The sequence below is a fragment of the Haloferax sp. ATCC BAA-644 genome (assembly GCF_000336975.1).
In the GTDB taxonomy this organism is placed as follows: domain Archaea; phylum Halobacteriota; class Halobacteria; order Halobacteriales; family Haloferacaceae; genus Haloferax; species Haloferax volcanii.
In genome coordinates, this window is the sequence record NZ_AOLF01000037.1 from 39572 (window position 1) to 65603 (window position 26032).

The 26032-nt window shown below is 67.6% G+C and carries 21 protein-coding genes and 1 pseudogene; 9 read left to right on the plus strand and 13 right to left on the minus strand.

Annotated elements, in window-relative coordinates; genetic code table 11:
* Window positions 1–457 precede the first annotated feature (457 nt).
* Window positions 458–889 (plus strand): universal stress protein, encoded by a 432-nt coding sequence (locus C458_RS16340; RefSeq protein ID WP_008577361.1) that lies wholly within the window; start codon window positions 458–460, stop codon window positions 887–889.
* A gap of 134 nt (window positions 890–1023) precedes the next feature.
* Window positions 1024–1671: an MBL fold metallo-hydrolase gene (locus C458_RS16345; RefSeq protein ID WP_049897064.1), complete on the plus strand. Its 648-nt coding sequence runs from the start codon at window positions 1024–1026 to the stop codon at window positions 1669–1671.
* Between the two features lie 427 nt (window positions 1672–2098).
* On the opposite strand, the gene C458_RS16350 is transcribed toward C458_RS16345, so the two are convergent.
* From C458_RS16350 to C458_RS16390, 9 genes are all read right to left on the minus strand, one after another.
* Window positions 2099–2641: a hypothetical protein gene (locus C458_RS16350; protein ID WP_008577365.1), complete on the minus strand. Its 543-nt coding sequence runs from the start codon at window positions 2639–2641 to the stop codon at window positions 2099–2101.
* Complete coding sequence (locus C458_RS16355) at window positions 2638–3111, minus strand: hypothetical protein (RefSeq protein WP_008577367.1); 474 nt, start codon at window positions 3109–3111, stop codon at window positions 2638–2640. Before C458_RS16355 ends, C458_RS16350 begins: the two co-directional genes overlap by 4 nt.
* Window positions 3104–3799 (minus strand): hypothetical protein, encoded by a 696-nt coding sequence (locus tag C458_RS16360; RefSeq protein WP_008577369.1) that lies wholly within the window; start codon window positions 3797–3799, stop codon window positions 3104–3106. The genes C458_RS16355 and C458_RS16360 overlap by 8 nt, the downstream gene beginning before the upstream one ends.
* Entirely contained in the window at window positions 3792–4364 is a 573-nt protein-coding gene (locus C458_RS16365) for a hypothetical protein (protein WP_081603273.1), read from the minus strand. The genes C458_RS16360 and C458_RS16365 overlap by 8 nt, the downstream gene beginning before the upstream one ends.
* 1 nt (window position 4365) lies before the next feature.
* On the minus strand, window positions 4366–5079 hold the full coding sequence (locus C458_RS16370; protein WP_008577372.1) for a hypothetical protein: 714 nt from the start codon (window positions 5077–5079) through the stop codon (window positions 4366–4368).
* Window positions 5076–6995, minus strand: coding sequence for a type II secretion system F family protein (locus C458_RS16375; protein ID WP_008577374.1), 1920 nt, complete (start codon window positions 6993–6995; stop codon window positions 5076–5078). The genes C458_RS16370 and C458_RS16375 overlap by 4 nt, the downstream gene beginning before the upstream one ends.
* Window positions 6992–9358, minus strand: a complete 2367-nt coding sequence (locus tag C458_RS16380; protein WP_008577376.1) for a type II/IV secretion system ATPase subunit — start codon at window positions 9356–9358, stop codon at window positions 6992–6994. The genes C458_RS16375 and C458_RS16380 overlap by 4 nt, the downstream gene beginning before the upstream one ends.
* Window positions 9359–9579: 221 nt before the next feature.
* Window positions 9580–11451, minus strand: a complete 1872-nt coding sequence (locus C458_RS16385; protein ID WP_008577378.1) for a histidine kinase N-terminal 7TM domain-containing protein — start codon at window positions 11449–11451, stop codon at window positions 9580–9582.
* 114 nt (window positions 11452–11565) lie between these two features.
* Window positions 11566–12459 carry a UbiA family prenyltransferase gene (locus C458_RS16390; RefSeq protein WP_081603272.1) on the minus strand — a complete coding sequence of 298 codons (894 nt, stop codon included), beginning with the start codon at window positions 12457–12459 and terminating at the stop codon, window positions 11566–11568.
* Window positions 12460–12585: 126 nt separating this feature from the next.
* On the opposite strand from C458_RS16390, the gene C458_RS16395 reads away from it, so the two are divergent.
* Both C458_RS16395 and C458_RS16400 read left to right on the plus strand, forming a co-directional pair.
* On the plus strand, window positions 12586–12996 hold the full coding sequence (locus C458_RS16395) for a MoaD/ThiS family protein (protein ID WP_008577381.1): 411 nt from the start codon (window positions 12586–12588) through the stop codon (window positions 12994–12996).
* A gap of 99 nt (window positions 12997–13095) precedes the next feature.
* Window positions 13096–13593: a maltose ABC transporter permease gene (locus tag C458_RS16400; protein WP_008577383.1), complete on the plus strand. Its 498-nt coding sequence runs from the start codon at window positions 13096–13098 to the stop codon at window positions 13591–13593.
* Window positions 13594–13628: 35 nt separating this feature from the next.
* Here the strand turns inward: C458_RS16400 and C458_RS16405 are convergent, their stop codons facing one another.
* Window positions 13629–14054, minus strand: a complete 426-nt coding sequence (locus C458_RS16405) for an EamA family transporter (RefSeq protein WP_008577385.1) — start codon at window positions 14052–14054, stop codon at window positions 13629–13631.
* 108 nt (window positions 14055–14162) lie between these two features.
* Window positions 14163–14672, minus strand: coding sequence for a hypothetical protein (locus tag C458_RS16410; protein WP_008577387.1), 510 nt, complete (start codon window positions 14670–14672; stop codon window positions 14163–14165).
* A gap of 168 nt (window positions 14673–14840) precedes the next feature.
* Here C458_RS16410 and C458_RS18850 point away from each other — a divergent pair.
* The 5 genes and pseudogenes from C458_RS18850 (at window position 14841) to C458_RS16435 (ending at window position 21886) form a co-directional block, all read left to right on the plus strand.
* Window positions 14841–17631: pseudogene (locus tag C458_RS18850) on the plus strand (dipeptide ABC transporter ATP-binding protein).
* A gap of 148 nt (window positions 17632–17779) precedes the next feature.
* Entirely contained in the window at window positions 17780–19507 is a 1728-nt protein-coding gene (locus tag C458_RS16420; RefSeq protein WP_008577391.1) for an ABC transporter substrate-binding protein, read from the plus strand.
* A gap of 25 nt (window positions 19508–19532) precedes the next feature.
* Window positions 19533–20552 (plus strand): ABC transporter permease, encoded by a 1020-nt coding sequence (locus C458_RS16425; RefSeq protein ID WP_008577393.1) that lies wholly within the window; start codon window positions 19533–19535, stop codon window positions 20550–20552.
* A complete protein-coding gene (locus C458_RS16430) occupies window positions 20549–21484 on the plus strand; it encodes an ABC transporter permease (protein ID WP_004065104.1) in 936 nt (311 codons plus the stop codon). The genes C458_RS16425 and C458_RS16430 overlap by 4 nt, the downstream gene beginning before the upstream one ends.
* Window positions 21485–21490: 6 nt before the next feature.
* On the plus strand, window positions 21491–21886 hold the full coding sequence (locus C458_RS16435) for a hypothetical protein (protein WP_049897063.1): 396 nt from the start codon (window positions 21491–21493) through the stop codon (window positions 21884–21886).
* Window positions 21887–21909: 23 nt separating this feature from the next.
* Here C458_RS16435 and C458_RS16440 read toward each other — a convergent pair whose 3' ends face one another.
* Both C458_RS16440 and C458_RS16445 read right to left on the minus strand, forming a co-directional pair.
* Window positions 21910–24486, minus strand: coding sequence for a PAS domain S-box protein (locus C458_RS16440; protein ID WP_008577397.1), 2577 nt, complete (start codon window positions 24484–24486; stop codon window positions 21910–21912).
* Window positions 24483–25937 carry an ATPase domain-containing protein gene (locus tag C458_RS16445; protein WP_081603271.1) on the minus strand — a complete coding sequence of 485 codons (1455 nt, stop codon included), beginning with the start codon at window positions 25935–25937 and terminating at the stop codon, window positions 24483–24485. The genes C458_RS16440 and C458_RS16445 overlap by 4 nt, the downstream gene beginning before the upstream one ends.
* Window positions 25938–26032 lie beyond the last annotated feature (95 nt).

The window sequence follows — 26032 nt, forward strand, 5'->3', positions numbered from 1 at the left end:
CGCACCGCTCGGTGCTCGCGACGCGTGCGGTGCTTCGACAGCCGGCAAGGCGCGCGCCCGAGGCTAACACCGAGACGGCTCACGACGGCTGGCGGAGCGTTGTCGGCTCCCGATTCCATTCTGTTCACTCCGGTCTCTTACACCCCACGCGACGGCGTCGATGTCGCGGGCGACCCGCTTGAACTGATCGGCTCTGTTTCGAGGATGTTGAAAGACAGGGGTATTTTTCGTTCCACTCGGACCGGAATTACGGACGTAGTGCTGTAATGGAATTCGGTCGATTTCGGTTTAGTTACGATACTGTTGAAATGACCCGATTCGACGGTCGAATTCACGTGTCGCGTTGGCTGTCGAGACCGCGAACCGAAACCGCAAATCGCGTCGACGCGGCGCTCGGCGGTCGCTCCGAATGAGATTCGGCGAAACGATATTATATCCCACCGTGGTACACGCTGGTATGGTCGTTGTTGCAGCAGTCGACCGGTCAGGTCGATCAGCACACGTTGTCTCGGAAGCCGCATCGCTGGCGGCGGCGTTCGACGAAGCGGTCCACGTCGTCCACGCGCTGACCCGCTCGGAGTTCATCGACCTCGGGCTGACGAGCGCGCAGGCCGAGGAGCCGAAGGATATGGACGAGATTCGGTCGGCCGCCGCCGAGATGGCCGAAGACTCCGTGTCGGGACTGGACGTCCCGTACGAGACGGTGGGACTCGTCGGCAACCCGGCCGACGAAGTCATCGAGTACGCCGACGGACAGGACGCGAGCTACATCGTGGTGAGTCCGCGACGCCGCTCGCGCACCGGAAAGATGCTGTTCGGAAGCGTCGCTCAGTCGATTCTCCTGAACGCGTCGTGCTCGGTCGTTTCGACCCTCGCAGACGAGGAGTAGCGCCCGTCGGGGCGCGAGTCTGCCCGGAGCGCCGCCGCGCAGGCTCGTCGGCTCGGCTTCGGAACGCCGCGTTGCACGCGCGTGAGAACGCGCGTCTCCCTTTTTATCGCGACTCGCCGTAGTCTCGACCGCGCATGACAGTGACAGATGTCGCAGACGGAGTGTACACGATACAGTTCGACCACGTCCGGGTGTTCGTCATCGAAGACCGACCGGCCGGAACGACCACGCTCGTCGACGCGGCATTCCCCGACGACGGCGACGAGTTAGTGTCCGTGCTGGAGTCGGAGTTCGGCGGTGTCGACCGACTCGTCATCACCCACGGCGACGAGGGACACTTCGGCGGGACGCCCGCCGTGTTGGATGCGTTCGACCCCGAACTGCTCGTCCCCGGCGGCGCGAAGGGCTTCTACGACGCGCTCGACATCGATGCCGACCGCCACTTCCGCCACGACGACGTGCTCGCCGGCGGAATTCGAATCGTGCAGGTGCCGGGCCACACGGTCGCAAACAGCGGCCTGCTGTTGGAGGACGACGGCGTGTTCATCGCCGGCGACGTGGTCGAGGGGTCGGACCGCCGCGGCCTCCCGCCGGGGTTCCTCGTCCCGCCGGCGGCGCAGTTCAACGACCTGAGCCACGAGGAAGCCGAGCGGAACCTCGTCAAACTGTTCGACTACGACATCGAGACGGTGCTCGTGAGCCACGGCACGCACGTCGACGACGACCCGCTCGGGAAGTTGGACGACTGGCTCATCGACCGCCAGTGGACGCTGTCGTACTGAGTCGCTTCGAGTCGGCCGGAGGCACACCCGACCGACACGGCCGCGGAGTCGCTCCACACCCGAGACAGAACAATACTTACCAAATTTCTTCGATATAGTAAAAATTGATAGATTTGAGTCGGAGGGGGAACGACTCTCTCGGAGGGTGAAAGGCGAAAATATCGATATGTGGCCCACAAAACGCCGATATTTGGCTAACTGAAGTTCGATACGCCATCAATGCGGAGGAAACTAGTATCCTCTATTGAGTCCGCGATAATGGGCTTTTTATGGATGTTTCATGCCCGGTCTGTGTCTGTTCGGTGCTTTCCTTTTGAACAGTCTATTTCCATATATTTTTCAGAATTAGACAGAATATTGATTGTCAACGTACGGCCTCGATAGACCGGTCTCCATCGGGGTGCGCGACGACCCGAGCCGATGGGGTTCAGTTCGGGCGCGCGGCGACCGTCAGGTCCGTCCGCGACCGCGGCGTGGCGATGCGAACGTCCACGAGGACGGCGACGACGGTCGTCTCGCCCGCGCGCTCTTGGACCACGACGCCGTCGTCGGCGACGCAGGGCCCGAACTCCCGAGACGGACCGTCGGGGCAGTTCCTGAGCGCCCACCCGGAGGCCGCCGAGTCGTTCGTCGTCAACGCTACGCCGCCGGGGCGCGCGCGTTCGACGTTCGTCAGCGCGGGGTTGAGTCGCGACCGAAAGTCCGCGACTGCGGCGTCTCGCTCCGCCCAGTCGTATCGACCCGCGACGCCCGCGGTCGCCAGTTCGACTGCGTCTTCGGTCGTCTCGACGATATCGTCCAGCGGCGGTGCCTCGGCCGTTTCGGTTACCCCGGCGAACCCGAGTTGCGCGTGGACGACGAGGAGCGTGAGTAGCGCGACGACGACGACGGCTCCGGAGACGAGCACCAACTGGCCGCGGTCGTCGCCCGAGGCGGCGGCGTCGCTCGAACCGCGGCTGAATCGGCTCACGGGTACCACACCTCCAGCGTCGCGGTACAACGCGGGACCACGGCGGTCGCGGTTCTCACCCGCGCGGTCTCCGGCGGCGGTCTCCCGACCGACCCGACTTCGGTTCGGAGCGAGACGAACGCGCCGTTCGGGAGCCCCGCCGCGGCGACCTCGTGAAGCCGCGCCGCTCGGTCGTCGAACTCCGCCGGCGACCCGCAGGCCACGCCGAGAAGCGTTCCCGGGCCCTCGGCGGGGACCGACCCCACCAGCGACGCGGCGTCCGTCGCCTGCCGCGCCAGCGCGTCCGACTCGGCGGTCGGGGCGGACGGCACGAGCGCGAACCCCGCCGCAACGGCGAGGACGAACAGCGTCGCGACGGCCGCTTCGACGACCGTCAGCGAGAGCTGTCCGCGGTCGTCCGTTCGGGTGCTGTCGGCGGCCGCGCAGTGCCGACGCAACCGCCGCGAGCGCTCTCCGCATCGGTCACGCATCCACGGTCACCTCGATTCGAACGACCGTCGCATCGAACGCCGTCGCCGACACGTCGACGCTCCCGGACGGCTCGTCGCCGGTGGTTTCGACGCGGACCTCGTGGTCGGGGCGAGACGATACCCCGACGACGTGTTCCCCCTCGATTCCGGCCGGTTGGTGGAGTGCGACCCTGTCGTCGACCCAAATCGTCTGCACCGTCGTGTTCGGCGCGGGATTCACGTCGAGTCGAGTGCGGTTCGTCCGCCCGGTGAGCGTCGTGTTGGGCTCCGCCGAGAGGTTAATCGACCTGCGAACGGTCCGCCGGTCGACGCCGACCGCGCCGCGGCCGACCGTGTAGCCGCTCGACGGGTCACCCCGCTCGGCGACGGTCCGCCCGTCCACTCGGACGCGGAACGCGGCGCCGCGGAGCGGCGGGACGGCGGCGGCGAGCACGGTCGCGTTCGTCTCGTTCGCGAGCGTGAGGTCGACGGCGTCGCTTCCGTTGTCGGACCACGTAATCGGGGATTCCGTGAGGAGCGCGTCCGCGGCGCTCTCGGCGCGGTGCTGTTCGAGCGACTCGCCGGCCGCGTCCGCGAGGAGTCGGTCGGCGGCGGCGACGGCCCCGACCGTGACCGCGGTCACGAGCACGAGCGCCACTGCGAGTCCGGCGAGCGTCGTCTGTGCGCGCGCCGCGCCGTGACTACGCATCCGCCCTCCCGTTCGCGAGTTCGAGCGTCGTCCCGTCGTCGTCATCGACCACGACGCGCACCACGCAGTCGTTGCCGCTGTCCCACGCGCCCGAGACGCTCACGGAGTCGGGGAGCATCACCGGGAGTCGCCGGTCGAACGCGTCGTTCGGATGGTCGAGGACGAGCGCCGGCGCGGTCACGTTCGGGTCGGTCGCGAGCGTGGCGTTCGGGACGTACGCGATTCGATAGGAACTCCCGCGAATCGCTCGCGGGAGCTCCGCGTCGACTCGTCTGGACCCGCGGACCGCCGACTCGGGGACGACGGCGGTCGTCTCGACCTGCTCCGTCGCCGCCGCGAGCGTTCGGTCGGCGAGTTCGTGACCGACCGCGGCGCGGTGGTCGGGGACGACGCCGCCGAACAGCACCGTCGTCAAGAGTCCGACGAACAGCACGACGATTGCGGCTTCGAGCGCCTTGCCGACGACGGGGACCACGGCGCGCTCGGCGGCTCGACCGCCGGTCGCGGGCGTCACCGGCCCGGAGTCGTCGGGGGCGACCGACGACGGCTCGGACGCGTCAGCCACGTCAGCCACGGTCAATCACCACCGAAACGTCGTATCGGGCGACCGTGAGCGTCCGCTCGTCGGGGACGGTGGCGACGACGCTCTCGGTGCCGTCGCCGTCGAAGTCGGTTCGAGTCGTGTTGAAACTGCGGCGCTCGAACGCTCGCTCCCACGCGTCGGGGGTCGCCGTCTCGACGGCGACGGCGTACCCGTCGGCCGGGAGGTCGGTCACGGTTCGCGTCGTCTGCGTTCGGAGCGCCGCACCCGACCCGAGCCCACCGCCATCGGTGGCATCGGCGGTCAGGACGGGAACCGTGAGAAACGCCGCGTCGCCCGCGAACGCCACCGGAACGGGCGTGACGAGCGCGGCGGAATCGCCGGTGCCGCGGACGACCGCGCCGCCGACGAACGCGACCCGATGGCCGCCGAGGTCGGCGACGTACCCGTCGGCGTCGTAGGTCCTGGTCGGCCTCGTCTCCGAGATGATTCGGACCGTCCTGTTCACCCGCGAGAGGTCGCCGTCGGTGACGCGAACCGGGTAGCTGTCGTTCGCGGCGGCGACGACGCCGTCTCGGAACGACGAGAAGCCGTCCGCGGCGGCGTCAGCGTCCGCACTCGCTATCTGGGCGTCAACGAGTCCGCCGACGCTGGCGGTCAGGAGGCCGATGGCGACGACGCCGACGCCGAGCAGGAGCGCGACGCCGACGACGTTCGCCTGGCCGCGGGTGGCGCTCATATCAGGCCCACCCCGGCGTAGACGAGGTAGCACGCGACGACGAGCGCGGCGGAGTGAAGCAACGCCTCGTACCGACCGCGGCTCGCCGTGCCGGCGAACCAGCCGGAGGCGAGCATCGTCGCCTGCGTGACGACGTACATCCGGTAGCGGTCGCGTTCGAGGTCGACCGCGCCGGCGTTGATGGCGAACGACCTGCCGGTCGAGAGCGTCGAAAGCTGGGCGAAGCCGTCGAAGACGTGGACGTTGACGGCGACGGTGATGCCGACGACGAGGAGCGCGGTCGTCCAGCCGACCGCGACGTAGACGAGCAGCCCCGAGCGGAGCGCGCGCTTTTCGTGGTAGAGGCGGCCGATTTCGGTCTGGAGCGTGTCGAAGACGGTCCCGGTATCGCTGCCGCCGTCGAGCGCGCCGACGACGAGGCCGATGGTCTGTTCGGCCATGGGCGTCCCGACGCGGTCGACGAACCGCGCCAACGCGGCCGTCCGGAGGTTCACGTCGGTGCCGGAGCTCGGCGCGGTAAAGCGGAGGTTGAGCGCGAGGTCGGCCACGTCCGCATCGAGCGGGCCGAGGTCCACGTCGCGGCCGACGCGCTCGACCGCCTCACCGAAGGGTCGACCGAGGTTGACGTGGCCGGAGACGGCGTGGACGAAATCCTTCAGTTCGCGGTCCTTCGCGTCGTCCAGACGGGCGCGACGGACGCCGACGAGTCCGACCGGGGCCGCGTAGGCGACGTAGCCGGCGAGCGCGACACCCACGGCGTCGGCACCGACGAACGCGGCGACGCCGGCCACGACGAGCCCCGAGAAGACGAAGACGACGGCCGCGCTGGCCGGATTCGACAGCGCCGAGTCGAGGACGCGGAACGCGCCGGCCGGCCGGTCGTACTCGACGGACTGGTCCGGGGGTCGGAGTCCGGCGACGAGCACGCTCGCGCCCAGCCCGACGCCGACGATGAACGCGGCGCTCGAATAGACGACGACGCCGCGCGTGGTCGTCTGGCCGAGCGGCGTGGCGACCGGCGCGGAGAGGCCGGGCGCGATGACGCTCATCACCGTGAGGACGATGACGAGCAACGAGGGGAGGACGAGCAGGACGATGAACAGTTCGGCGAGCAGTTCGAGGAAGCCCTCGGCGCGCTCGCGGGCGCGGTCCTGTCGGTGGCCGAGCATCCGGCTCTCCATCCGCATGTAGTTCCGGAGCGCGTCGCTGCCCTGTCCGGCGTGTTCGCGGAACTTCAGGAGAAACGGCGCGAGCATCCCCTCGGAGGGCGTGTCGCGGGCGACGCGCCGCAGGCCCTCGTTCACGTTACCGGTCAGCGAGGCGGTGTTGAGCACGCTCCGGAAGGCGATTGCCGTCTCGCCGTAAGCGTCGGTTTCAGCGACGCGGCGGAGCATCCCGCGGGGGCCGTCGCTCCCCGACGAGAGGACGTGCAGGTAGCGGACCGCGCCGGGCAGCGTTCGCTCGATGTTCTCTCGCCGCGCGGTCGCCAGCCAGCCGAGGTACTGCCCGGCGACGGCGAGGACGACACGCCGCGTCGCGACCGCGACCGCGAGTGCGAACGCCCCGACCACCGGAAGCCGCGGAACCACGGGTATCGGGACGTGTTCGAAAAGCGGGAGCGCCGCCCGAAGAACGTCGAGTACGGCGTCGACCGTCGAATCCGGAACCGCGAGCGCGACGAGCACCGTCGGGAACGCGACGAACAGACCGGTCGCCCACGCGAGGCCGTAGGCGCGGGCGAGATAGAGGTCGAAGCTCATCCGCATGTCGGTGCCGCGGTAGCGGCGGCGGTCCCGGTCGTGTCGCCCGGCGTCGACGTGGCGGGCGAACAGCGCGTACAGCGCCCTGTCGAGGACCGAAAGCGAGCGGACGCGGCCGACCCGTCGCTCGTCGGCTCCGGCGTCGAACTCGGTCACGGGTCGGCCTCGTCGTCGCGGTCGCGGTGGTGAGTGTGGTCGTCCACCCCGCCTCGGGCGGCGCTGTCTCCGCCGGCCGAATCCCGCTCGGCCATCCGTCGGCGGACGCGCTCGACCGTCGCGGCCTCGTCGGTCCGGAGGTCCGAGAGGAAGCCGAACAGCCGGTCCACGTCGGTTATCTGCTCGCGGACGAGGTACTCCACGTAGCGGTGTTTTCGGTGGAACTCGCGCTCGACGGCCTCCACGTCGCGGTCGGTGGCCTCGGCGATGCGGTGGAACAGTCGGACGCCGACGCGCCGGTGGTCGTCGCCCAGCTGCGGGTGTTCGTACGAGAGGTCGAACGAGCCGTCCGGGGTCCGGCGGCCGACCGTGTTCCAGTGGAGCGTGCGCCCGTCCTTCTCGATGACGCCGCGTCGACCCCACGTTTCGTCGTACTCGGACTCAGGGACGAGTTCGACGACTTCGGAGACGTACCGCTCGCCGTCGACTTTGTGCGGGAAGACGACGAGGTCGAGTTCGCGGAGGAGGTACGGCGGGAGCCCCTGTTCGATGACGCGGTTGACGAGCGTCTCGATGTCTGCGGCGTGGGTCGTGCCGATGACGCCGTGGCCGGTGTTGAGCGTCTCGGCGAAGGTGGCGAACGACTCGGGCGTGTTGATTTCGGCGATGACCTCCACGTCGGGGTTGAGGTAGTTCGCCTCCGTCATCAGGTCGGCCATCGTGACGCGCTTGAACTCGGACTCGTGGTCGCGGGTCGTCAACGAAACGCCCGTCTCGTGGGGGAGATGGACCTCCCGGGAGCCCTCGTCGATACTGATGGGCCGGTGGTCGTAGGGGACGAACGGCATGTGCGCGTTCATCAGCGTGGTTTTGCCGACGCCGGTCGCGCCGGAAAAGAGGACGACGCGGTGGTGTTCGTAACAGAGCCACAGCAGCGTGACGAGTTCGGTCGAGACCGACCCGCTTTCGACGAGGTCGACCGGCGTGAGCACGTCGCCGGTCTGCTTGCGAATCGAGACGTGCGGGCCGCCCTCGGAGATGACGGGGAGGGCGACGGCGCAGCGAATCGTCTCGTCGGTGTCGGCCGACGCGGGGTCGCCGCCGACCGCGCCGGGTCGGAGGTTCACCTTCGCGCTCGGGTTCGAGGCGTTCAGCTCCACGCCGTCGGCGGCGGCGAGTTGGGTCACGACGTTCGTGAACTCGGTCTCGTCTTCGAAGACGAGGTTCGTCGGCACCCGCAGGCCGCCGTGGCCGGTCACGTCCGCCCGCGGAATGACTTTGATTCGTTCGCCGACGCGGTTCGCTTCCACGTCTTCGAGGTGGGGGTCGCGGATGGGAACGGTGAGGACGCCCTCGCCGACGTAGTCGCGGAGGACGTAGTAGACGAGGTCGTCGAGACGGTCCTCGGCGAACCGGCGGTCGACCGGCGGGAGCGCGAGGCCGTACTCCGAGAGCGCGGCGCGGACCCGGAAGCTCGTGGCGTCGACCCACGCACGGGTGTTGCGGGCGGTGAGCCGCCGCGAGAGGAACTCGCGGGCCCGGTCGCGGACGAACTCGATGCGGTCGGCGACCACGTCGTTGACGTTCGCCTCCCAGATTCGCTCTTTGCACTCCTCGATGAGTTCGGCGTCGCCGGGCACGAGGTCCGGTTCGAGGACGGCGTACTTCGTGGCGAAGCGGTCGTCGCCGAGGAGTCGGTCGCGGTAGATTACCACGTCCACGTCGTAGCCGGCGAAGGGGACGGTGTAGTGGTCGATTCGCTCGGCGGCGATGCGGTCGGCGAACGGCACGTCGGAGTCGAACGTCGTCGTCGCCGGTGCGAAGTCCTCGGTGTGGACGACGAGTCGCTCGGAGCCGTCGCCGCGGCCGGCGTCGACGACTTCGATTCTATCGTCGAGCGCCAGCGGCGTGACTGCTCCGAGGAGCCGAAGTTCGGACAGCGCGTGGCGCTCGACGCGTCTCCGAGCGGTCGGCGTCAGGTCGAGCAGCCGGTCGAAGATACGGCGATACTTCGGTGAGAGTCCGGCCTCTGCGCGGCCGACCGCGCCCTCGCGAGTGAGCGGTCGCCGGCGGACGACCGTCGAAAAGTGGTCGCGGACGGTCTCCAGCGCGTCGGTCTCGCGCGCGCCGAGCGTCGCTTCTCGCACCGCGTAGTCGAAGCCGTGGTCCGCGTCGCTGATGGTGACGACGGTATCGGGGGCGACTTCGTACTGCGAACGGACGGTCGGCGCGTACCACGCGCGAGGGTCGTCCGGGGGGACGGGTGCCGGGACTGCACCTGCCGCCCCGGAAGTCGGGGATGCACCGAATTCGAGAGTCGGGGTGGGCGACTCCGACCCGGCGTTATCGCCTTGAGTAGGCATATACCGTGCTTTGCTGAGTGTTCGTATTTAAGAATTTACCGCGTCGTGGCACAGATATGAGGTTTTCTGGAATCGAATATCTCGGCGGTTTCGGGCGCTCTCCGTCGATTCCAGCGCTTCGAATCCCGCGATACTAGTTGGTTAATTGACCTTTCTCCGCGAGTGTAGTTATCAAAATTGGAATCTCGGTCGAGTGGAGTCCGGGTGCTCTCGGACTCGGGTCACTCGCTTCGAACCGCCTGGATGCGAAGCACCACTTCGGTCCCGCCCTCCTCGCGGCGATGGAACACGACCGTCCCGCCGAGCTGGTCGACGCCCCACTTCACCAGCCAGAGGCCGAGGCCGCTCGCGTGTCGAAGTTGCGTCTCGCCGTGGGCGTCGATGGCGGCGAGTTCGCTCGCGTTGATGCCGGGGCCGTCGTCCTCGATTCGAATCACGAGTTCGTCGTCCTCCCAGCCCGCCGTCACGGAGACGACCGGCGTCGACGACCCGTTGTGTTGGACACCGTTTTCGACGAGCTCGCGGACGATCGGTTCGAGCGTGGGCGCACAGACCACGTCGCGGTCGGGGAGTTCGACGAGTCGGACGTTCGCACAGGTGAAGTCGGTGCGGACGGCGTCCGCGGCGGCGCGTATCTGGACGGCCGCGGGGTGCAGTTGAACGTCGCCGTTCCCGTCGCTGCCGCGGGTCACACCGAGCTTTCGCGCTTTCTGGCTGATGTTGACGAGCGTTTTCGCGTGGNGCAGTTGAACGTCGCCGTTCCCGTCGCTGCCGCGGGTCACACCGAGCTTTCGCGCTTTCTGGCTGATGTTGACGAGCGTTTTCGCGTGGTCTTGGAGCGTCTTTGCGTGGTCCCGCGCGTGGTCGAACTCGCCGCCATCGATGTCGTCCAAGACGAGGTTGGCGTAGCCTTCGAGGAGGTTCGCTTCGGTCCGAAGATTGTGGCGGAGGACGCGGTTCATCACTTCGAGCTGTTGGAGGTTCAGCCGGCGGTCGGTCACGTCGCGGAAAACGAGCGCGTGGCCGATGTCGCGGCCGTGGTGGTCGCAGAAGGCGCTCGTCCGGAGTTCGAAGTACCGCTGGCTCGACCCGAGTCTGACCGTGACTTGGTCCGTGTCCCGCTGGTCGGGCGAGAACTCATCGATAACGTCGCCGACGGGGCGGCCTTTGAGCTCGTCCGCGGTGTCGTTCAGAACCCGCGCGGCCGCCCGGTTCACGTCGGTGACGCGCCACTTGGTATCGGTGACGACCACCGCGTCGGCCATCGTCTCGACGACGCGCTCGCGGGCGACCCAGCGGGGGACCGGTCGGGATTCGAGGAGCTCGTAGCGACTGATAGCGACGGTGCAGGCGAGCCCCGCAAACGTGAACGCCGCGGGCGTCATGTCGATTGCCGCGCCGTACAGTTCGAGGAGCGTCGTGGCGAAGTTCCCGAGCACGGGCATCAGCGTCCCGAGGACGAGCGTGGTCGCCTGCAACCGGTAGATGTCCGGCATATCGAGCGCCGTTCGGAGGATGACGACCGCGCCAGCGAGCCACAGCAGATAGCTGTATCCCAGTACGATCCAGTACAGCGGTCCCCACTCCATCTGGAGGATGGTGATGGCCCGGCCGACGGCGGGAACGACGGTGACCGACGTCCACATCAGGTGGTGGATGGAGTTGGTCCAGACGGCGACGAGGCCGATTACCGGGAGCACCGAGAGGACGCAAAGCGACGGTCGAGCGGTGAATCGGTCCCGGCCGGCGTAGGAGAACGCGAAGAAGAACCAGGCGATGGGTGCCACGAGCACGCCGACCCACTGGAGGTCAGCGAGCGTGAGCTTGAGTGTCACGTCCGCGACGACGAGTTCGAGGAGGTAGCCCGACGACCACCACCCGCTGGCGAGGGCGAGCACGCCCAGCCCGATAGCTCCGGGCATCGACCGCCGTTGCCACGCAAACAGGGCGACGTAGCCGCTTACGACGCCGGACGTGACCATCAGCCCGATGATGATGACCACGAGGGAGACCGGCTGCGTGAGTAGTTGGGGACCGACCGCACCTCCGAACACCAACTGTTCGACGGCCCTCCACTCGATGTTCGGAGTCACTACCACGGTAATTATACACCATATGTCAAAAGAGTATTCAAGAACCGGGTCCGGCTGTCCCGGTCCGGGTCCGACTCCGCGCCGGTTTCGAGCGTCCCGTCTCCGACCGACGCGTTACGCGAGCGTACCGCCGGTTCCGACGGCCGCGGCGACGACCGCGACGCCGACGGCCATCAGCACACCCTCCGCGTCGCGGAGCGTACAGAGCCGCTCGACCGACCGGTCCGTTTCGGTGAGCGCGTACGTAATCCACGTCGAGTAGGCGACGGCGGGCAAGAGCGCGAACGGGGCCCACGCGGGGACCACACCGACCCGCGCCGCGGCCCACACGAGCCCGACCGAGACCAGTTCCAGCGCGTAGAGGGTCAGTTGCGTCCGGCGGACGCCGATGACCGTCGGCAGGGTCTCGACGCCGTTTTGCGCGTCGCCCGCCACGTCTCGGACGTTGTGGACCTCGACCGAGATGGCCGAGCGGAGGAAGAACCAGACCGCCGCGACGGCCGCGCCCGCGGCGTACTCGGGCGCGGTCGCGGCGACCGCGAGCGGGGCGAAGCCGAGGAGGACCGCCCACGCGAGCGACACCGACGCCGTGTTGACGAGGAAGATATCCTTGAGCCGGTCGACGGACGGAAGCGGGACGACCGGGGCGCTGTAAAACACCGCGACGACGCCCGGAAACAGCGTCAGCCCGAGCCCGTAGACGCCGCCGTGCCGGACGGCGAGCCAGAGCGCGCCGACGACTGCGAGCGCCGAGAAGCCGGCGTACAGCCGCGGGTGGGCGGCGACGAACGCGGTCCGCTCCGCGTAGTTCTCTTCGTCGGCGTCGAGGTCCGCTAGTTTGTCGAAGTTGTAGATACCGACGGTGATGAGAAAGCCGACGGCGAGGGCGACGTTCGGCCCGATACCGGCGAGCGCGGACGCGACGAACACCTCGGCGATGGTGGACGCACCGAGGAACACTGAGCTATGCACGACCGCACCGTACAGGCGAGTTGGAACGATTCGCATTGCGCCTTTGAATCGTCCCGCCGACGAATTAGATGTGCGGCAGGCAACAGTTCTCCCCGGGTGTTCGTTTCGCGGTCGAACGTGTTCGGGGGCTCGCTCATTCTCTCCCGGCGCGTATGAGGACGCATGAAGATACCGACAGCCGAGCGGGCGGAGACGGCGGCGACAGCCGAGCGAGTGGAGACGACCGTCGAGGTCAAACTGACCGGCCACGTCAGGTCGGCCGCGGGCACCCACCGGACGGAGTTCACCTTCGAGGGCGAGACGCTCCGGGCGTTCCTTGAGGCGTTCTTCGCGGCGTACGACGTGCGCGACCTCGTCATCGCCGAGCGCGAGGCGGACGCGACGACGCGGGGGTGGGCGCGGGTGGACCGGCCGCCGGGGACGTGGCGGAAGAACCCCGAAGGCGAGCAGACGCAACCCTACGCCCGCGTGCTCGTCAACGGCGTGTTCAACGAGAACCTCGACGGCTTCGACACGCGACTCGAAGACGGCGACCGCGTCGCGCTGATGAAGCCGTTTCTGTTCTGCCTGTGAGCGGGGTCCCCGAGGGGACTCCCCCCTCGGCTGCGGTCGCGAGTCGCCCCGACGCTTGACCGCCGCAGGACTGACGTTCGCGGCCGACAGATAGCCGGTATGACACCGCCCTCCACGGACGACCCGACTCGCGAACGCGGCCCGGACGAGGCGTTCTGCCGCGACTGCGGCGCGGTCATCGACGCGCGCGCCGAAATCTGCCCCGAGTGCGGGGTCCGGCAGCGCGATCCGCCGAAGTCGTCGGTCGACTCGGCGCTCGACGACCTGTTCGAGGGCGGCAATCCCTTCGTCGCGGCGGTGTTGTCTGCGGTTTTCCCCGGCCTCGGACAGCTGTACAACCGCGAACTCGAACGCGGCCTCGTCTTCGCGGTCGGCTTCATCGTCGCCACCGCCTCGGTGATGGTCCTCATCGGCTTCCTCCTCGCGCCCGCGGTGTGGCTCTACGCGGTGTACGACGCCTACACCCGGGCCGAACTCCGGGCCGAGGAGTTACAGCGGGAATCGGGGCGGGACCGCGAGACGGAGATTTCGGTGAGCGAGGCGGCGGGCGACGGGGGGATTGACGACGAGGAGACCGACGACGGGCGCGAGGAATAGACGCGGGACCGCAGAACCACGGGCCGAGGCGCGACTCAACGGGTGACCAAGACGATACCGAGAACGGCGAACGCGATGCCCGTGAGTTTCGTTACGGTGGGGTTCTCTCCGAGAACCACGACGCCGATGACGGCCGCGACGACGAAGTACATGGCTCCGAGGGTCGAGACGACGGTCGTCGACCCGTGAGTGAAGCCGATGTACATCGAGATGAGGCCGACGCCGGTACACAGCCCGGCCACCCCGGCGAGCAGTCCTCCTCTCGCGGTGACGACGAGCGACGCGTCCGACACGACGATGAAGCCGAACGCGAGCAGCGCCGCGACGAGATACGAGATGGCGGCGGCGGTCCGCGGGTCCATGGACTCGGAGGCGGCGTTGCCCACGACGATCCAAATCCCCCACGTCACCATCGTAATCAACCCGAACAGGACAGCCGAGTCCACCTCTGCGAGTTCCATCGGATCGCGCCTCGCGTCGCTATCCGAAAGAAACCGGACCTCCAGTATAAGCGGTGTCTATGCGGGGGCGGCTAACCGCGTTCGGAACGCGGTTCAGCGAGCCGACGACTACGCGAACTCGTCCGAGAGGTCGGCGTCCCAGTCCGGCGGGAGCAGCGGGTCGGGGTCCTCGTGGACGAACTCGACGCCCTTGTCGGGGTCGAGCGGGTGGACCTTCGTGTGCATCGTCTCGCCGGCGTCGAGGAGCGAGAACATGCGTTCAGACTCCGCGAGCCGGTAGTACAGGGGGAGACAGACGGCGACTTCGTCGTCGGTGGCGCGGACGACGAGCGCGAGGTAGACGAGGCCGCCGGAGACCGCGCGGAACGCCTCGTACTCGTCGAACGTCGCGCCCTCGACGGCGGCTTCCAGGTCGGGGTACACGTCGTCGCCGACGACCACGTCGAGCCCGACGTGTTCGACCACTTCGTCGCCCGCGGCGGGGACCGGAACCACGTCCCCCGGGAGGGCGACGACGACGGTCCAGTCTCGCTCCCGATAGTCGTCGGCGAGCGACTCGCACTCTGCGACCACCGTCTCCCACGTGCCCGACTCGTCCGAGAGCGGATGTTCTTCCATGCGGCATGGTGTCGGAGTCCGCTACCTAAACTTTGGCTTCTCTCGCCGCTGCCGCTCGCGTTCGCGCGTCATGCTGGCGATTGCTGGATGGTGAGTGTTGTCAACAGCCGTGCATCAACTGGCAAAAATTGAAAAGGTATTTCACCCCATGCAGGTCATTCTCATTCAATGAGGAATCTACTCTCTCTTTCGGACCTCCGAACTCAGTTCTCGACCGGCCGCGGTCAGGTCAAGGCCGTCGACGGCCTCGACCTCACGGTCGGTGAGGGCGAGACGGTCGGACTGGTCGGTGAGTCCGGGTCCGGAAAGAGCGTGACGGCACTTTCGGCGATGGGCCTCGTCGACGACCCCGGCGAAATCGTCTCGGGGTCGGTCGAACTCGAAAGCGCACGGCTCGCCGAGGAGTTCCGTGAGGAGTACAACAACCCCGCTTTCGTCGACGGCGACGTGGTCAATCTCGTCGACGCCCCCGAGGAGGCGCTTCGGGCCGTTCGCGGGCGCGAGCTCGGCATGATTTTCCAGGACCCGATGACCTCGCTGAACCCCTCGCTGACGGTGGGCGAGCAGGTCGCAGAGAGCCTGCGACTCCACCAGTACGGCGGGCGTCGCAAGGACTCGTGGTTCAACGCGGTCCGCGAACTGCTCCCCCGAATCAGCCGCGACATCGACGACGAAATCGTCGAGCGGACCATCGAGGTGCTCGAATCGGTCGGTATCCCCGAACCCGGTGCGCGGGTCGACGAGTTCCCCCACGAGTTCTCCGGCGGGATGCGCCAGCGCGTCCTCATCGCCATCGCGCTCGCCTGCCAGCCGCGCGTGCTCGTCGCCGACGAGCCGACCACCGCGCTCGACGTGACCATTCAGGCGCAGATTCTCGACCTCATCGACGACCTGCAGGAGGACCTCGGCATGTCGGTGCTCATGATTACCCACGACCTCGGCGTCGTCGCGGAGACGTGCGACCGGGTCGCGGTCATGTACGCCGGCGAAATCGTCGAGGAGGGGCCGGTCGAGGAAATCTTCCACAACCCCTCGCACCCCTACACGTACACGCTTCTCGAATCGCTCCCGAGCGAGGACAAAGAGCGCCTGACGCCCATCGAGGGCAACGTGCCGGACCTCATCGATATGCCCGAAGGGTGTCACTTCGCCCCCCGATGTCCGTGGGCCCAGCCGGAGTGCACCTCCGGTGAGATACCCTACAAGCAACACGGCGACGACGGGGTCGACCACCGCTCGAAATGCGTCCTCGACGACTTCGACACCAGCGAGTACGGCGGTGACGCCATCGAGGCCTCGACGGGCACCGAGCCCTCCGACACGCCGCTGCTCGAAGTCGACGGCATGCAGAAGTACTACGAACAGGCCGACGGCATCCTCGACCGATTCCTCGGGGCGGACGACCGGAGCGTGAAGGCGGTCGACGGCATCGACTTCACGGTGTACGAGGGCGAGACGCTCGGGTTGGTCGGAGAGTCCGGCTGCGGGAAGTCAACCGCCGGGCGGAGCCTCCTGCATCTGACGCCGCCGACCGGCGGGCGCGTCGTCTTCTCGGGGACGGACCTCTCGGGGCTCGACAGCGACGAACTCCGCGCGATGCGCCGCGACATGCAGATGATTTTCCAGGACCCGATGTCGTCGCTCGACCCCCGGATGACGGTCGGCCAGACCATCCGCGAGCCGCTCGACGTCCACGACCTCCCCGAGTCGGACCCGAAGGTGCGCGGCGAGGCCGACGTGACCGTGACGGGCATCGACGCCGAGCGCGTCTCGGTCACCGCGAGCGACGAAATCGACGCCATCGTCGGCTCCTCGAACGGCGTCGCCACCGCCGCCGTGACCGTCACCGTCGCGGACGGCGAGGTCGACGTCGCCGTCGAAGAGCGCCTCCGGACCGAGGTCGAAGTCGAGCGCGAGGGTGATGTCGTCTCGGGCGTCACCGTCCGCGTCACGCCGGGCGACTCCACCAGCGAGCGCCGGCGTCGTCGGGTCCACCAACTCCTCGACGCGGTCGGCCTCGAAACCGGCCAGTACGACCGCTACCCGCACGAACTCTCCGGCGGCCAGCGCCAGCGCGTCGGCATCGCCCGCGCGCTCGCGGTCGACCCGGACTTCATCGTCGCCGACGAACCCGTCTCCGCGCTCGACNGGCCAGCGCCAGCGCGTCGGCATCGCCCGCGCGCTCGCGGTCGACCCGGACTTCATCGTCGCCGACGAACCCGTCTCCGCGCTCGACGTGTCCGTGCAGGCGCAGATTCTCAACCTCCTCGAAGACCTCCAAGAGCGCTTCGGGCTGACGTATCTGTTCATCGCGCACGACCTCTCCGTCGTCCGGCACATCTCCGACCGCGTCGCCGTGATGTACCTCGGTGAAATCGTCGAGGTCGCGGCGACCGACGAGCTGTTCGACGACCCGAGACACCCCTACACGCAGGCGTTGCTGTCGGCGATTCCGGAGCCCGACCCGGCCGCCGAGACCGACGACCGCATCATCCTCGAAGGCGACGTGCCGAGTCCCATCAATCCACCGTCGGGCTGTCACTTCCGGACGCGGTGTCCGCAGGTCATCCCGCCGGCCGACCTCGATATCGAGCAGGCGGCCTACCGCGAGGTGATGGACCTCCGCCAGCGCGTCGAGCGCGAGGCGCTGGACGTCGAGACCGCCCGCGACGCCGCACTCGATGCGGGCGACCCGAGCGCCGAAGCAGCGGTGAGCGCCGACGGCGGCACCGCCGACGCCGACGCCGTCGTGGACGAACTCCGCGAGTCGCACTTGTCGAACTCGCTGTCGCCGGAACTCCGCGGCGTCGTCGACCGCGCGCTCGAACGCGTCGTCGCCGACGACTGGGACGAAGCGGGCGAAATCCTCCGCGAGCGATTCGAGAGCGTCTGCGAGCGCGACGCGCCCGAACTGGGTGAACAGACGCACCCCGCGGCGTGTCACCTCGTCGACGAATAGACGACGAGCAGGCCCCGATACGGGGTCTCGTCAGCTGTCAGACGTTTTTTGATTGGCTCGTATTTTTACCGGAATAGGTCGGCGGTGTCATTCGTTCCCGTGGACGATTCTTCGTTATTTTTATAGGGGCACATCAATAGGTACACGTATGTCACAAGATGGCAATAACGTCTCGCGGCGTCGGTTCCTGACGGCCGCGGGAACCGCTGCGGCGACGGCCGCGCTGGCGGGTTGTTCCGGCGGCGGCGAGGAAACCACCACCGAATCCGGTGAGGGGACCACCGAGGGAGAGACGGACCAGACCGAACAGACCGAACAGACCGAAGACGACGGTTCGAACTCGGTCCTGCGCTACGGTCGCGGCAGTCACTCTCCGACGCTCGACTTCCAGAACAGCACGAGCGGCGAGGTCGCCAAGGTGACCGAACAGCTCTACGACACGCTCATCAACTTCGAGCCGGGCCAGTCCACGCTGACCCAGGGCCTCGCCACCGAGTACTCCCTGGAGGGCGAGACGGCCTCCATCACGCTCCGCGAGGGCGTGATGTTCCACAACGGCGAGGAGTTCACGGCCGAGGACTTCGTGGCGACCTATCGCCGCTTCGTCGACAGCGACTACGAGTACTACGCCGGCGACGACTACGTCTCCGCCTACGGGCCGTTCACCCTCGGCTCGTGGATCGACGAGATTCAGGTCGACGGCGACTACTCGATGACGATTCAACTGACCCAGTCGTACGCGCCGTTCCTGCGTAATCTGGCGATGTTCGCGGCGTCGGTGCACTCCCTCGCCGCCATCGAGGAGTACGGGACGGAACTCAGTTCGAACCCCGTCGGGACGGGGCCGTTCCAGCTGAGTAACCTCGACGACGCGAACGAGATCATCCGCCTCGAAGCCAACTCCGAGTACTGGGGCGACGGGCCGAACGTGGACGAGGTCGTCTTCGTCACCATCGGCCAGAACTCGACGCGCGCGCAGTCGCTCGCGTCGGGCGAACTCGACATCATCGACGGGCTCGGTGCGCAGTCGTCCGTCCAGGTCGAAAACGCCAGCAACGCGAACCTCGTCCGCACCGAGGGCATCAACATCGGTTACATGGCGTTCAACATGGCGAGCCGCGAGGAGTTCCGCGACCGCCGCGTCCGGCAGGCCGTCAGCCACGCCATCAACACCGAAGCCATCGTCAACGAGATCTACTCGGGCTTCGCGACGCAGGCGAGCCAGCCGCTCCCGCCGAACGTCCTCGGCCACAACGACGACATCGACCCGTACCCGTACGACCCCGAGGAGGCCCAGCGCCTCCTCGAAGAGGCCGGCTACGGCGACGGCTTCTCGTTCGAACTGGCGACGTTCCAGAACCCCCGCGGCTACAACCCGTCGCCGATTCAGACCGCCGAGACCGTCGCGTCCAACCTCGGCGAAATCGGCATCGAAGTCGACATCAACCAGCAGTCGTTCGGGCCGTTCCTCGAATACACCGCTCAGGGCCGCCACGACGCGTGTTTCCTCGGCTGGTACACCGACAACGCCGACCCGGACAACTTCATGTACGTCCTCCTGCACCCGCAGGTAGAGGAGGGCGAACTCACGGAGGGACAGGACTGGGTCAGCTTCGACGCCGAAGGCTACAACACCAGTAACCGCTCGGCGTGGGCGAACCGCGAGTACATGGACCTCGTCGAACAGGGTCAGAGCACCTACGACGAGGCCGAGCGCGAGTCGCTGTACAACGAGGCGAACCAGATCGCACACGACGAGGCCCCGTGGGTCTACCTCGACTACGCGGACGAGCTTCGCGGCGTCTCCAGCCGCGTCAGCGGGTTCCAGGTCGCCGCCATCAGCGGTCCGTACCTCAATCTGGTCAGCCTGAACTGAGGAACTGACCGCGCCCTCGACTTTCATGATTTCCACACGATTCGTACTCAAGCGGCTGCTGTTGCTCGTCCCGGTGTTGGTGGGAGTGGCGTCGCTCGTCTTCTCCATCCTGCATCTCTCGCCGGGCGACCCGGCGCTCACCATCGCGGGCGAACGCGCCAGCGAGGAGTTCGTCCGGCAGGTCGAAGAGAGCCTCGGCCTGAACGACCCCATCTGGGTGCAGTACGGGCGCTTCCTCGCCGACGCCGCGCAGTTCCAGTTCGGCGAGTCCTTCATCATCCAGCGGAACACCCCGGTCCGCGAAGTGCTCGGCAACAAGCTGCCGGTCACGCTCGAACTCGCTCTCTACGGGCAGCTCATCGGCATCTCGCTGGGCATCCCGCTCGGCATCCTGAGCGCCGTCAAGCAGGACAGCATCACGGACCACCTGACTCGCATCGGTGCGCTCGCCGGTATCAGCGTGCCGATTTTCTGGAGCGGCCCGCTTCTCATCTTGCTGTTCGCGCAGGTGCTCGGGTGGCTCCCGACGAGCGGTCGCATCTCGGTGCTGTACAACGTCGAGGCCATCCGGGTGACGGGCCTCGTCACGGTAGACACGTTCCTCGCGGGCAACTGGGACATGTTCATCTCCGCGGTCCGCCACATGATTCTCCCGGCGTCGGTCATCGGCGTCTACTCGATGGCGCTCATCTCCCGGATGATGCGCTCGTCGATGCTGGAGGTCATCCGGCAGGACTACATGCGGACCGCCCGCGCGAAGGGCCAAGGCGCGAAGATTACGGTCCTGAAGCACGGCTTCCGCAACGCGATGATTCCCGTCATCACGGTCATCGGCATCCAGTTCGGTGGCCTGCTCGGCGGCGCAGTACTCACGGAGACGGTGTTCGCTATCGGCGGCATCGGGACGCTCCTGGTCGAGGCCATCAAGGTCGGTGACTACCCCATCGTGCAGGGGACGGTCCTGACCTTCGCGTTCCTGTTCACGCTGGTCAACCTCGGCGTCGACATCACCTACTCCATCCTTGACCCGCGGATCGAACAATGAGCACGGAAACCACGACCACGAACGAGACGGCGACCGACGTCGACCAGCGCGGGCTCGTCGACCGCCTCACGGCGTCGCCGTTCGTCTCCCGACTGCTGTCGAACCGCCTCGCACTCGCCGGTATCGCCATCATCGTCGCGATGGTGGTCATCGCGCTGTACGCGCGGCTGTTCTTGGACCTCGAAGTCATCACGCAGTCGCAGCTCGGGACGAACCCGAACCGCGCCCCGCCGAGTCTCGACTACCCGTTCGGCACCGACGGACAGGCGCGGAGCCTCCTGCCGCGGGTGGCGTACGGCGCGTGGTACGCGATGCTGTTCGGCACCGTCACGGTCGCCGCCTCGACCGTCCTCGGCGTCGGGCTCGGCATCGTCGCGGCCTACTACGGCGACGTGACCGACAACGTCATCATGCGGACGATGGACGTGCTGCTCGCGTTCCCGTCGCTGCTGTTGGCGCTGGCGCTCGTCGCCATCTTCCCCGACGACCTCGGACTGTGGCGGGCGGTCGCCGCGCTGACGCTCGTCTACACGCCGCGGTTCGCCCGCGTCGTCCGCGGTGCCGCGCTGACCGTGCTCGAAAACGAGTACATCGACGCGACGGTCGCGCTCGGCGCGGCCGACCCGCGCGTGCTGGTTCGACACGTCCTGCCGAACTGCCTCGCGCCCATCACGGTCCAGAGCACGCTCAACTTCGGGCTGGCTATCATCGACCTCGCGGCGCTGTCGTTCCTCGGCTTCGGTGCCGCGGCCGGCACGCCCTCGTGGGGGCTCATGCTCTCGAACGGCGTGAGTCAGGGCCTGCTCACCGGCGTCTGGTGGTGGTCGTTCTTCCCCGGGTTCTTCCTCGCGCTCACCGTGCTGGGGTTCAACCTCCTCGGCGACGGCATGCGCGACGCGCTGGACCCGCGGATGCGCGAAGCGGTCGACTGACCGACCGTGTCCGCGCCACCGGACCCGACGGACGCGGCGTCGCCTCCCGTGCTCGAACGGGCGGCGACTCGGCTCCGACTCGTCGGCACGGCGGCCCTCGCGGGCGCGCTCGTCGCCGCCGTCTGGCTGGTCGCTCGGCCGGTCGTCGGTGACTTCTCGGCGGGCGTCGAGACGACGTTCGCGCTCGGCTCGCTCGCCTTCGGGTTCGGGCTCCTCGGCTGGTCCGGGGCGGTCGCGCTCGGCCGCGGTATCGAGTCGATGCAGGCGCACCTCGACACCGGGACGGGCTGGACGGAAGCGGACGCTCGCCGGGCGATGGCCCGAATTCTCGGGTTCGGACTCGGCGTGATGCTCGGGGCGACGGCGGTCGGTTCGGTCGCCTCTGTTTTCGCCGCCGCCTGAGCCGGCCGAACGCAGACCCGGACTCAGGCTTTCGGCAGGCGAAGCTCGATAATCGTCCCGCTCGGTTCGTTGTCTCTGATTTCCATCGTGCCGTTGCTGTTCGTCACCGTCCAGCGGACGAACCAGAGACCGAGCCCGTTCGTGTGCCGAAGCGGCGACTCCCGCCCGGACATGAGCGATTCGCGTTCGAGCGCGGGGAGCCCCGGCCCGTTGTCCGCGATTCGAACCGCCACTTGCTCCGCACCGTCGGCCTCGGCGACAGAGAGTTCGATTTCGACGTCGTCACCGCCGTAGGCGACGGCGTTGTCGACGAGTTCGTTCACCGCGAGTTCGAACGTCGCGTGCGCCAACGCTCGCACGTTCTCCGGCGCGTCGACGGTGATGGTCGCCCCGGGGTAGCTGAACTGAGCGCCTTCGACCACGCTGCGGACGCGGTCGGCAACGTTCTGCGGTTGCACTCGCTCGGTCACGTCGGGGTCGAGCGCGGAGCTGAACTTCCGCGCCGTCTCGGCGATTGAGAGGAGTTCGTCCGCCGCCCGCTCGATGGCCGCCGCCGACTCGCGCACGTCGGCGTCGTCGGTGGCTTCGAGCAGCATCGCCGCGTGCGCCTGCGCGATGTTCATCTTGTTCCGGAGGTTGTGTCTGATGACGCGGTCGAGGACCGAAAGCCGCCGCTCGCGCTCCCGGAGTTCGGTCACGTCGCGGCCGACGCAGACGATGCCGTCGAACTCGCCGCCCGACGACTTCGCCGCGATAGTCGTCTGGAACTGTCGCTCAGCGCCGCCTCGGTCGACGACGACCGTCTCGATGGTTTCCTCGGCGCTATCCCCCGAGAGAAGCGACGCGATAGCCTCTAAGAGCGCCTGGGCGTGTCGCTCGCCGAACACCGCCGAGACGTGTTCGCCCGTGAGTTCGCCGGGGTCACAGTCCAGCAGGTCGGCGGTCGCGCTGTTCGCGAGGACGAACCGGAGATTGTCGTCGAGCGTGTAAATCGGGTCGGCCGTCGTCTCGACGATGCGCTCGTACCGCTCTAACTCCTCGGAGCGGGCCTTTCGCTCGGTGATGTCTTGGACGGTCCCGCGGTAGACGGCGGCGTCGGTCTCCCGCGCCGCGACGCCGCGGACGTTCACCCAGCGCGTCTCGCTGTCTCTCGTCTCCAGTCGGCACTCGACTGACTGCTCTTCGCCGGTCGCGACGAGACGTTCGAACGCCGCTCGGGCCTCGGGTTCGTCCTCGGGATGGTAGAACGAAAACGCCTCTTCGAGGTCGAAGGTCTCCCGCGGATCGACGCCGACGAGTTCCGCGAGTCCGCTCGTGAACAGGACCTCCCCGGTCCGTGTGTTGAACTCCCACGCGCCGACCGAGGCGATTTTCTGACTCTGGTCGAACAGGTCGAGCAGTCGCTCGCGGTCGCGCTGCTGTCGCTTCAGTTCGGTCACGTCCTCGATGACGGCAATCACGCCGATGCGCTCCCCGCTGCTCCCGGTCAAGGGCGCGACGTTGACGACGAGCCACCGGCGGTCGCCGCCGACTTCGATGCCGTGTTCGAAGCCCTTGACGGTCTCACCGGTCTCTCTCGCCCGTTCGAAGGGGAGCCCACCGCGGTCGAGCGGCTCTCCGCGCTCGTCGACGAGGTCCCACTCGGGGGCGTCGTACGGCTGTCCGAGCACGACTGACCGGCCCAGACCGAGAATCTCTTGGGCCGACTCGTTGGCGCGCATGATTATCTCGTCTTCGTTGAGGACCACGATACCGACTGGACTCGTCTCGAAGAGCTGTTTGAGCGTTTGCGTCTCGTTGACGAGTTGGTTCCTGAGCGCGTGGCGGACGGTCGCGTCGGTCTGGAACCCGACGAAGTGGGTGAGCTCCCCGTCGTCGTAGACCGGCGATATCTTCAGGTCGTTCCAGAACGGCGTCCCGTCCTTCCGGTAGTTGGTGAGGCCGACGGCGGCGCTCTCGCCAGCGTCGACCGCCTCGTGGAGCGTCTCGACCGCCTCAGGGTCGGTGTCGTCCCCTTGGAGGAATCGGCAGTTCCGGCCGATGACCTCCGAGCTGTCGTAGCCGGTCATCTCCTCGAAGGCGTCGTTGACGTACGTGAGCGGTTGGTCGTCGCCGGCTTCGGTGATGGTGATGCCGACCGTCGCGCTGTCCATCGCGCGGCGGTACAGCGCGAGTTGGAGCGACTGCCGTCGAGTCTGGAGGAGCGACTCGACTCGCGACCTGATGACTGCGCTCGGTGCGGGGACCGCGAGCACGTCGTCCGGCACGTCGTCGAGTCGCCGTGCAGCGACGCGCTGTTCGTCTTGCGTGACCGTCAACAGCACCGGCACGAAGCGGTCGCCGGCGTCGGCTTTGCGCTCGTCGAGCGCGTCGGCAACCGTCGAGTAGGTCGGCATGTCGACGATACAGAGATCGAACTCCGGAAGTTGGGCTTCGTCCTCGTGGCCGCGTTCCCAGACGACGACTTCGTACGCGTCGAGGAGGCCTGCCAGTAGCTCGCGGTCCCGAGCGCCGCGAACCGCGAGGAGTATCCGTTCCTCGTCGGACGCGCCGCGCGCGGAACGTGCTCCGTTCCGGGACGCGTCTTCGCTCACGGTCACTCGGCCTCGTTCCACGTCGGCGTCCCCGTGAGGATGCCCCGTAGCTCGTCGAGCGGTTCGCCGACGGTGATGCCGTCTCTCCCGATTTCGAACGACCGGAGCGTCGGCTCGAAGCCGCCGAACCGCTTTTTGAGGACGCCGACGGCCTTGCGAATCTCGCCGCGCACCTCGATGTAGCGGATGAACAGGATGTTGTCCGCGAGGTAGCTTACGTGGTTATCCGAGGCGTGGAACGCGCCGGTGACCTGCTGTACCTCCTCGGTCAGCACGACGGTGACGCCCATGTTCTTGAGGTACCGCGCCAGCGCGTGGAGTTCGCGGCGGATGTCGCTCCGCTCGTCGGTGAGGCTGAGTTGGTAGCCCGCGGTACCGTCTATCAGCACGAATTTGGTGTCGTTGGCTTCGACCTCGGCGCGCACCCGCTGGGCGAACTCGTCGGTCGAAAGCGAGAGCGGTTCGACGGCGTCGACCCGGAGGTCTCCCGCCTCGACGAGGTCGTCAATCGGGATGCCGACGGACTCCGAGCGGTGTCGGAAGCTCCGTTTGCTCTCCTCGAAGAGGTAGATTGCGGCGCGCTCGCCGCGTTCGGCCGTCGCCCGCGCGAACGCGGCTCCGGTGGTGGACTTGCCGACGCCGCTCGGTCCGCTGACGAGCGTGATGCTCCCCCGCTCGATGCCGCCGCCGAGCAGGGTGTCGAGGTCGTCGATGCCCGACGAGAGCGGCTCGATAGTGAACTCGCGGTGGTGCGAGTCGGGGACGAGCCGCGGGAAGACGCGCATCCCGTGACCGCCGTCGATTCGCATTGCGTGCGGCCCCGTCTGCGAGTCCGACCCGCGGAACTTCTCGATGCGGACCGACCGCCCCCAATCGGACCGAGACAGCGATATCGAGCCGTCACAGAGGTACGCGAGCGTCTCGTCCGTGCCGCCGCTCGACGGCTGGCTCGTGAACAGCGTCGTCGCACCCGACCGCTTGAGATAGCTCAGGAGCGATGAGACGAGCCGTCGGAACTGGTATCCGTCCGATGAGAGCCGACCGAGTTGGCTCAGCGGGTCGATGACGACTCTGTCGGGGTCGTGTTCTTCGATTGCCTCTTTCAGTTCGGTCGTCGTGGATCTCCCCTCCACCTCGCCCGGCGACAGCATCGTGTAGGCCTCGTCGTCGAGGAACGCCTCGGGCGACGGGCTCAGGTCGAGAATCGGCACCTCGGAGAGGTCGAACCCGAGCGTCCCGGCGTTCGCCCGGAGGTCGGCGTTCGACTCCTCGAAGGAGATGAACAGCACGTCCTCGTCGTTTTCGCGTCCGGCGGTCAAGAAGTGGTAGCCGGCGATGGTCTTTCCCGCCCCCGATTCTCCGCGGACCATGTACGTTCGGTTCGGCACTAGCCCGCCGTCTAGCACCGCGTCGAGTCCGGAGATTCCCGTGGAGAGTCGCGGGGGGAGATTCGTCATACCGTACACATCTGTCCGGCGCACCAAGAAACTACCACCGCCTCGAACTGCCACGTCTCGGAACGCCACGTCTCGGAACGCCACAGTCCAGCACA

Coding starts and splice junctions, on each gene's coding strand:
- C458_RS16340 (WP_008577361.1), top strand. CDS start 458: ATGGTCGTTGTTGCAGCAGTCGACCGGTCAGGTCGATCAGCACACGTT.
- C458_RS16345 (WP_049897064.1), top strand. CDS start 1,024: ATGACAGTGACAGATGTCGCAGACGGAGTGTACACGATACAGTTCGAC.
- C458_RS16355 (WP_008577367.1), bottom strand. CDS start 3,111: ATGCGTGACCGATGCGGAGAGCGCTCGCGGCGGTTGCGTCGGCACTGC.
- C458_RS16360 (WP_008577369.1), bottom strand. CDS start 3,799: ATGCGTAGTCACGGCGCGGCGCGCGCACAGACGACGCTCGCCGGACTC.
- C458_RS16370 (WP_008577372.1), bottom strand. CDS start 5,079: ATGAGCGCCACCCGCGGCCAGGCGAACGTCGTCGGCGTCGCGCTCCTG.
- C458_RS16380 (WP_008577376.1), bottom strand. CDS start 9,358: ATGCCTACTCAAGGCGATAACGCCGGGTCGGAGTCGCCCACCCCGACT.
- C458_RS16390 (WP_081603272.1), bottom strand. CDS start 12,459: ATGCGAATCGTTCCAACTCGCCTGTACGGTGCGGTCGTGCATAGCTCA.
- C458_RS16395 (WP_008577381.1), top strand. CDS start 12,586: ATGAAGATACCGACAGCCGAGCGGGCGGAGACGGCGGCGACAGCCGAG.
- C458_RS16400 (WP_008577383.1), top strand. CDS start 13,096: ATGACACCGCCCTCCACGGACGACCCGACTCGCGAACGCGGCCCGGAC.
- C458_RS16405 (WP_008577385.1), bottom strand. CDS start 14,054: ATGGAACTCGCAGAGGTGGACTCGGCTGTCCTGTTCGGGTTGATTACG.
- C458_RS16410 (WP_008577387.1), bottom strand. CDS start 14,672: ATGGAAGAACATCCGCTCTCGGACGAGTCGGGCACGTGGGAGACGGTG.
- C458_RS16420 (WP_008577391.1), top strand. CDS start 17,780: ATGTCACAAGATGGCAATAACGTCTCGCGGCGTCGGTTCCTGACGGCC.
- C458_RS16425 (WP_008577393.1), top strand. CDS start 19,533: ATGATTTCCACACGATTCGTACTCAAGCGGCTGCTGTTGCTCGTCCCG.
- C458_RS16430 (WP_004065104.1), top strand. CDS start 20,549: ATGAGCACGGAAACCACGACCACGAACGAGACGGCGACCGACGTCGAC.
- C458_RS16445 (WP_081603271.1), bottom strand. CDS start 25,937: ATGACGAATCTCCCCCCGCGACTCTCCACGGGAATCTCCGGACTCGAC.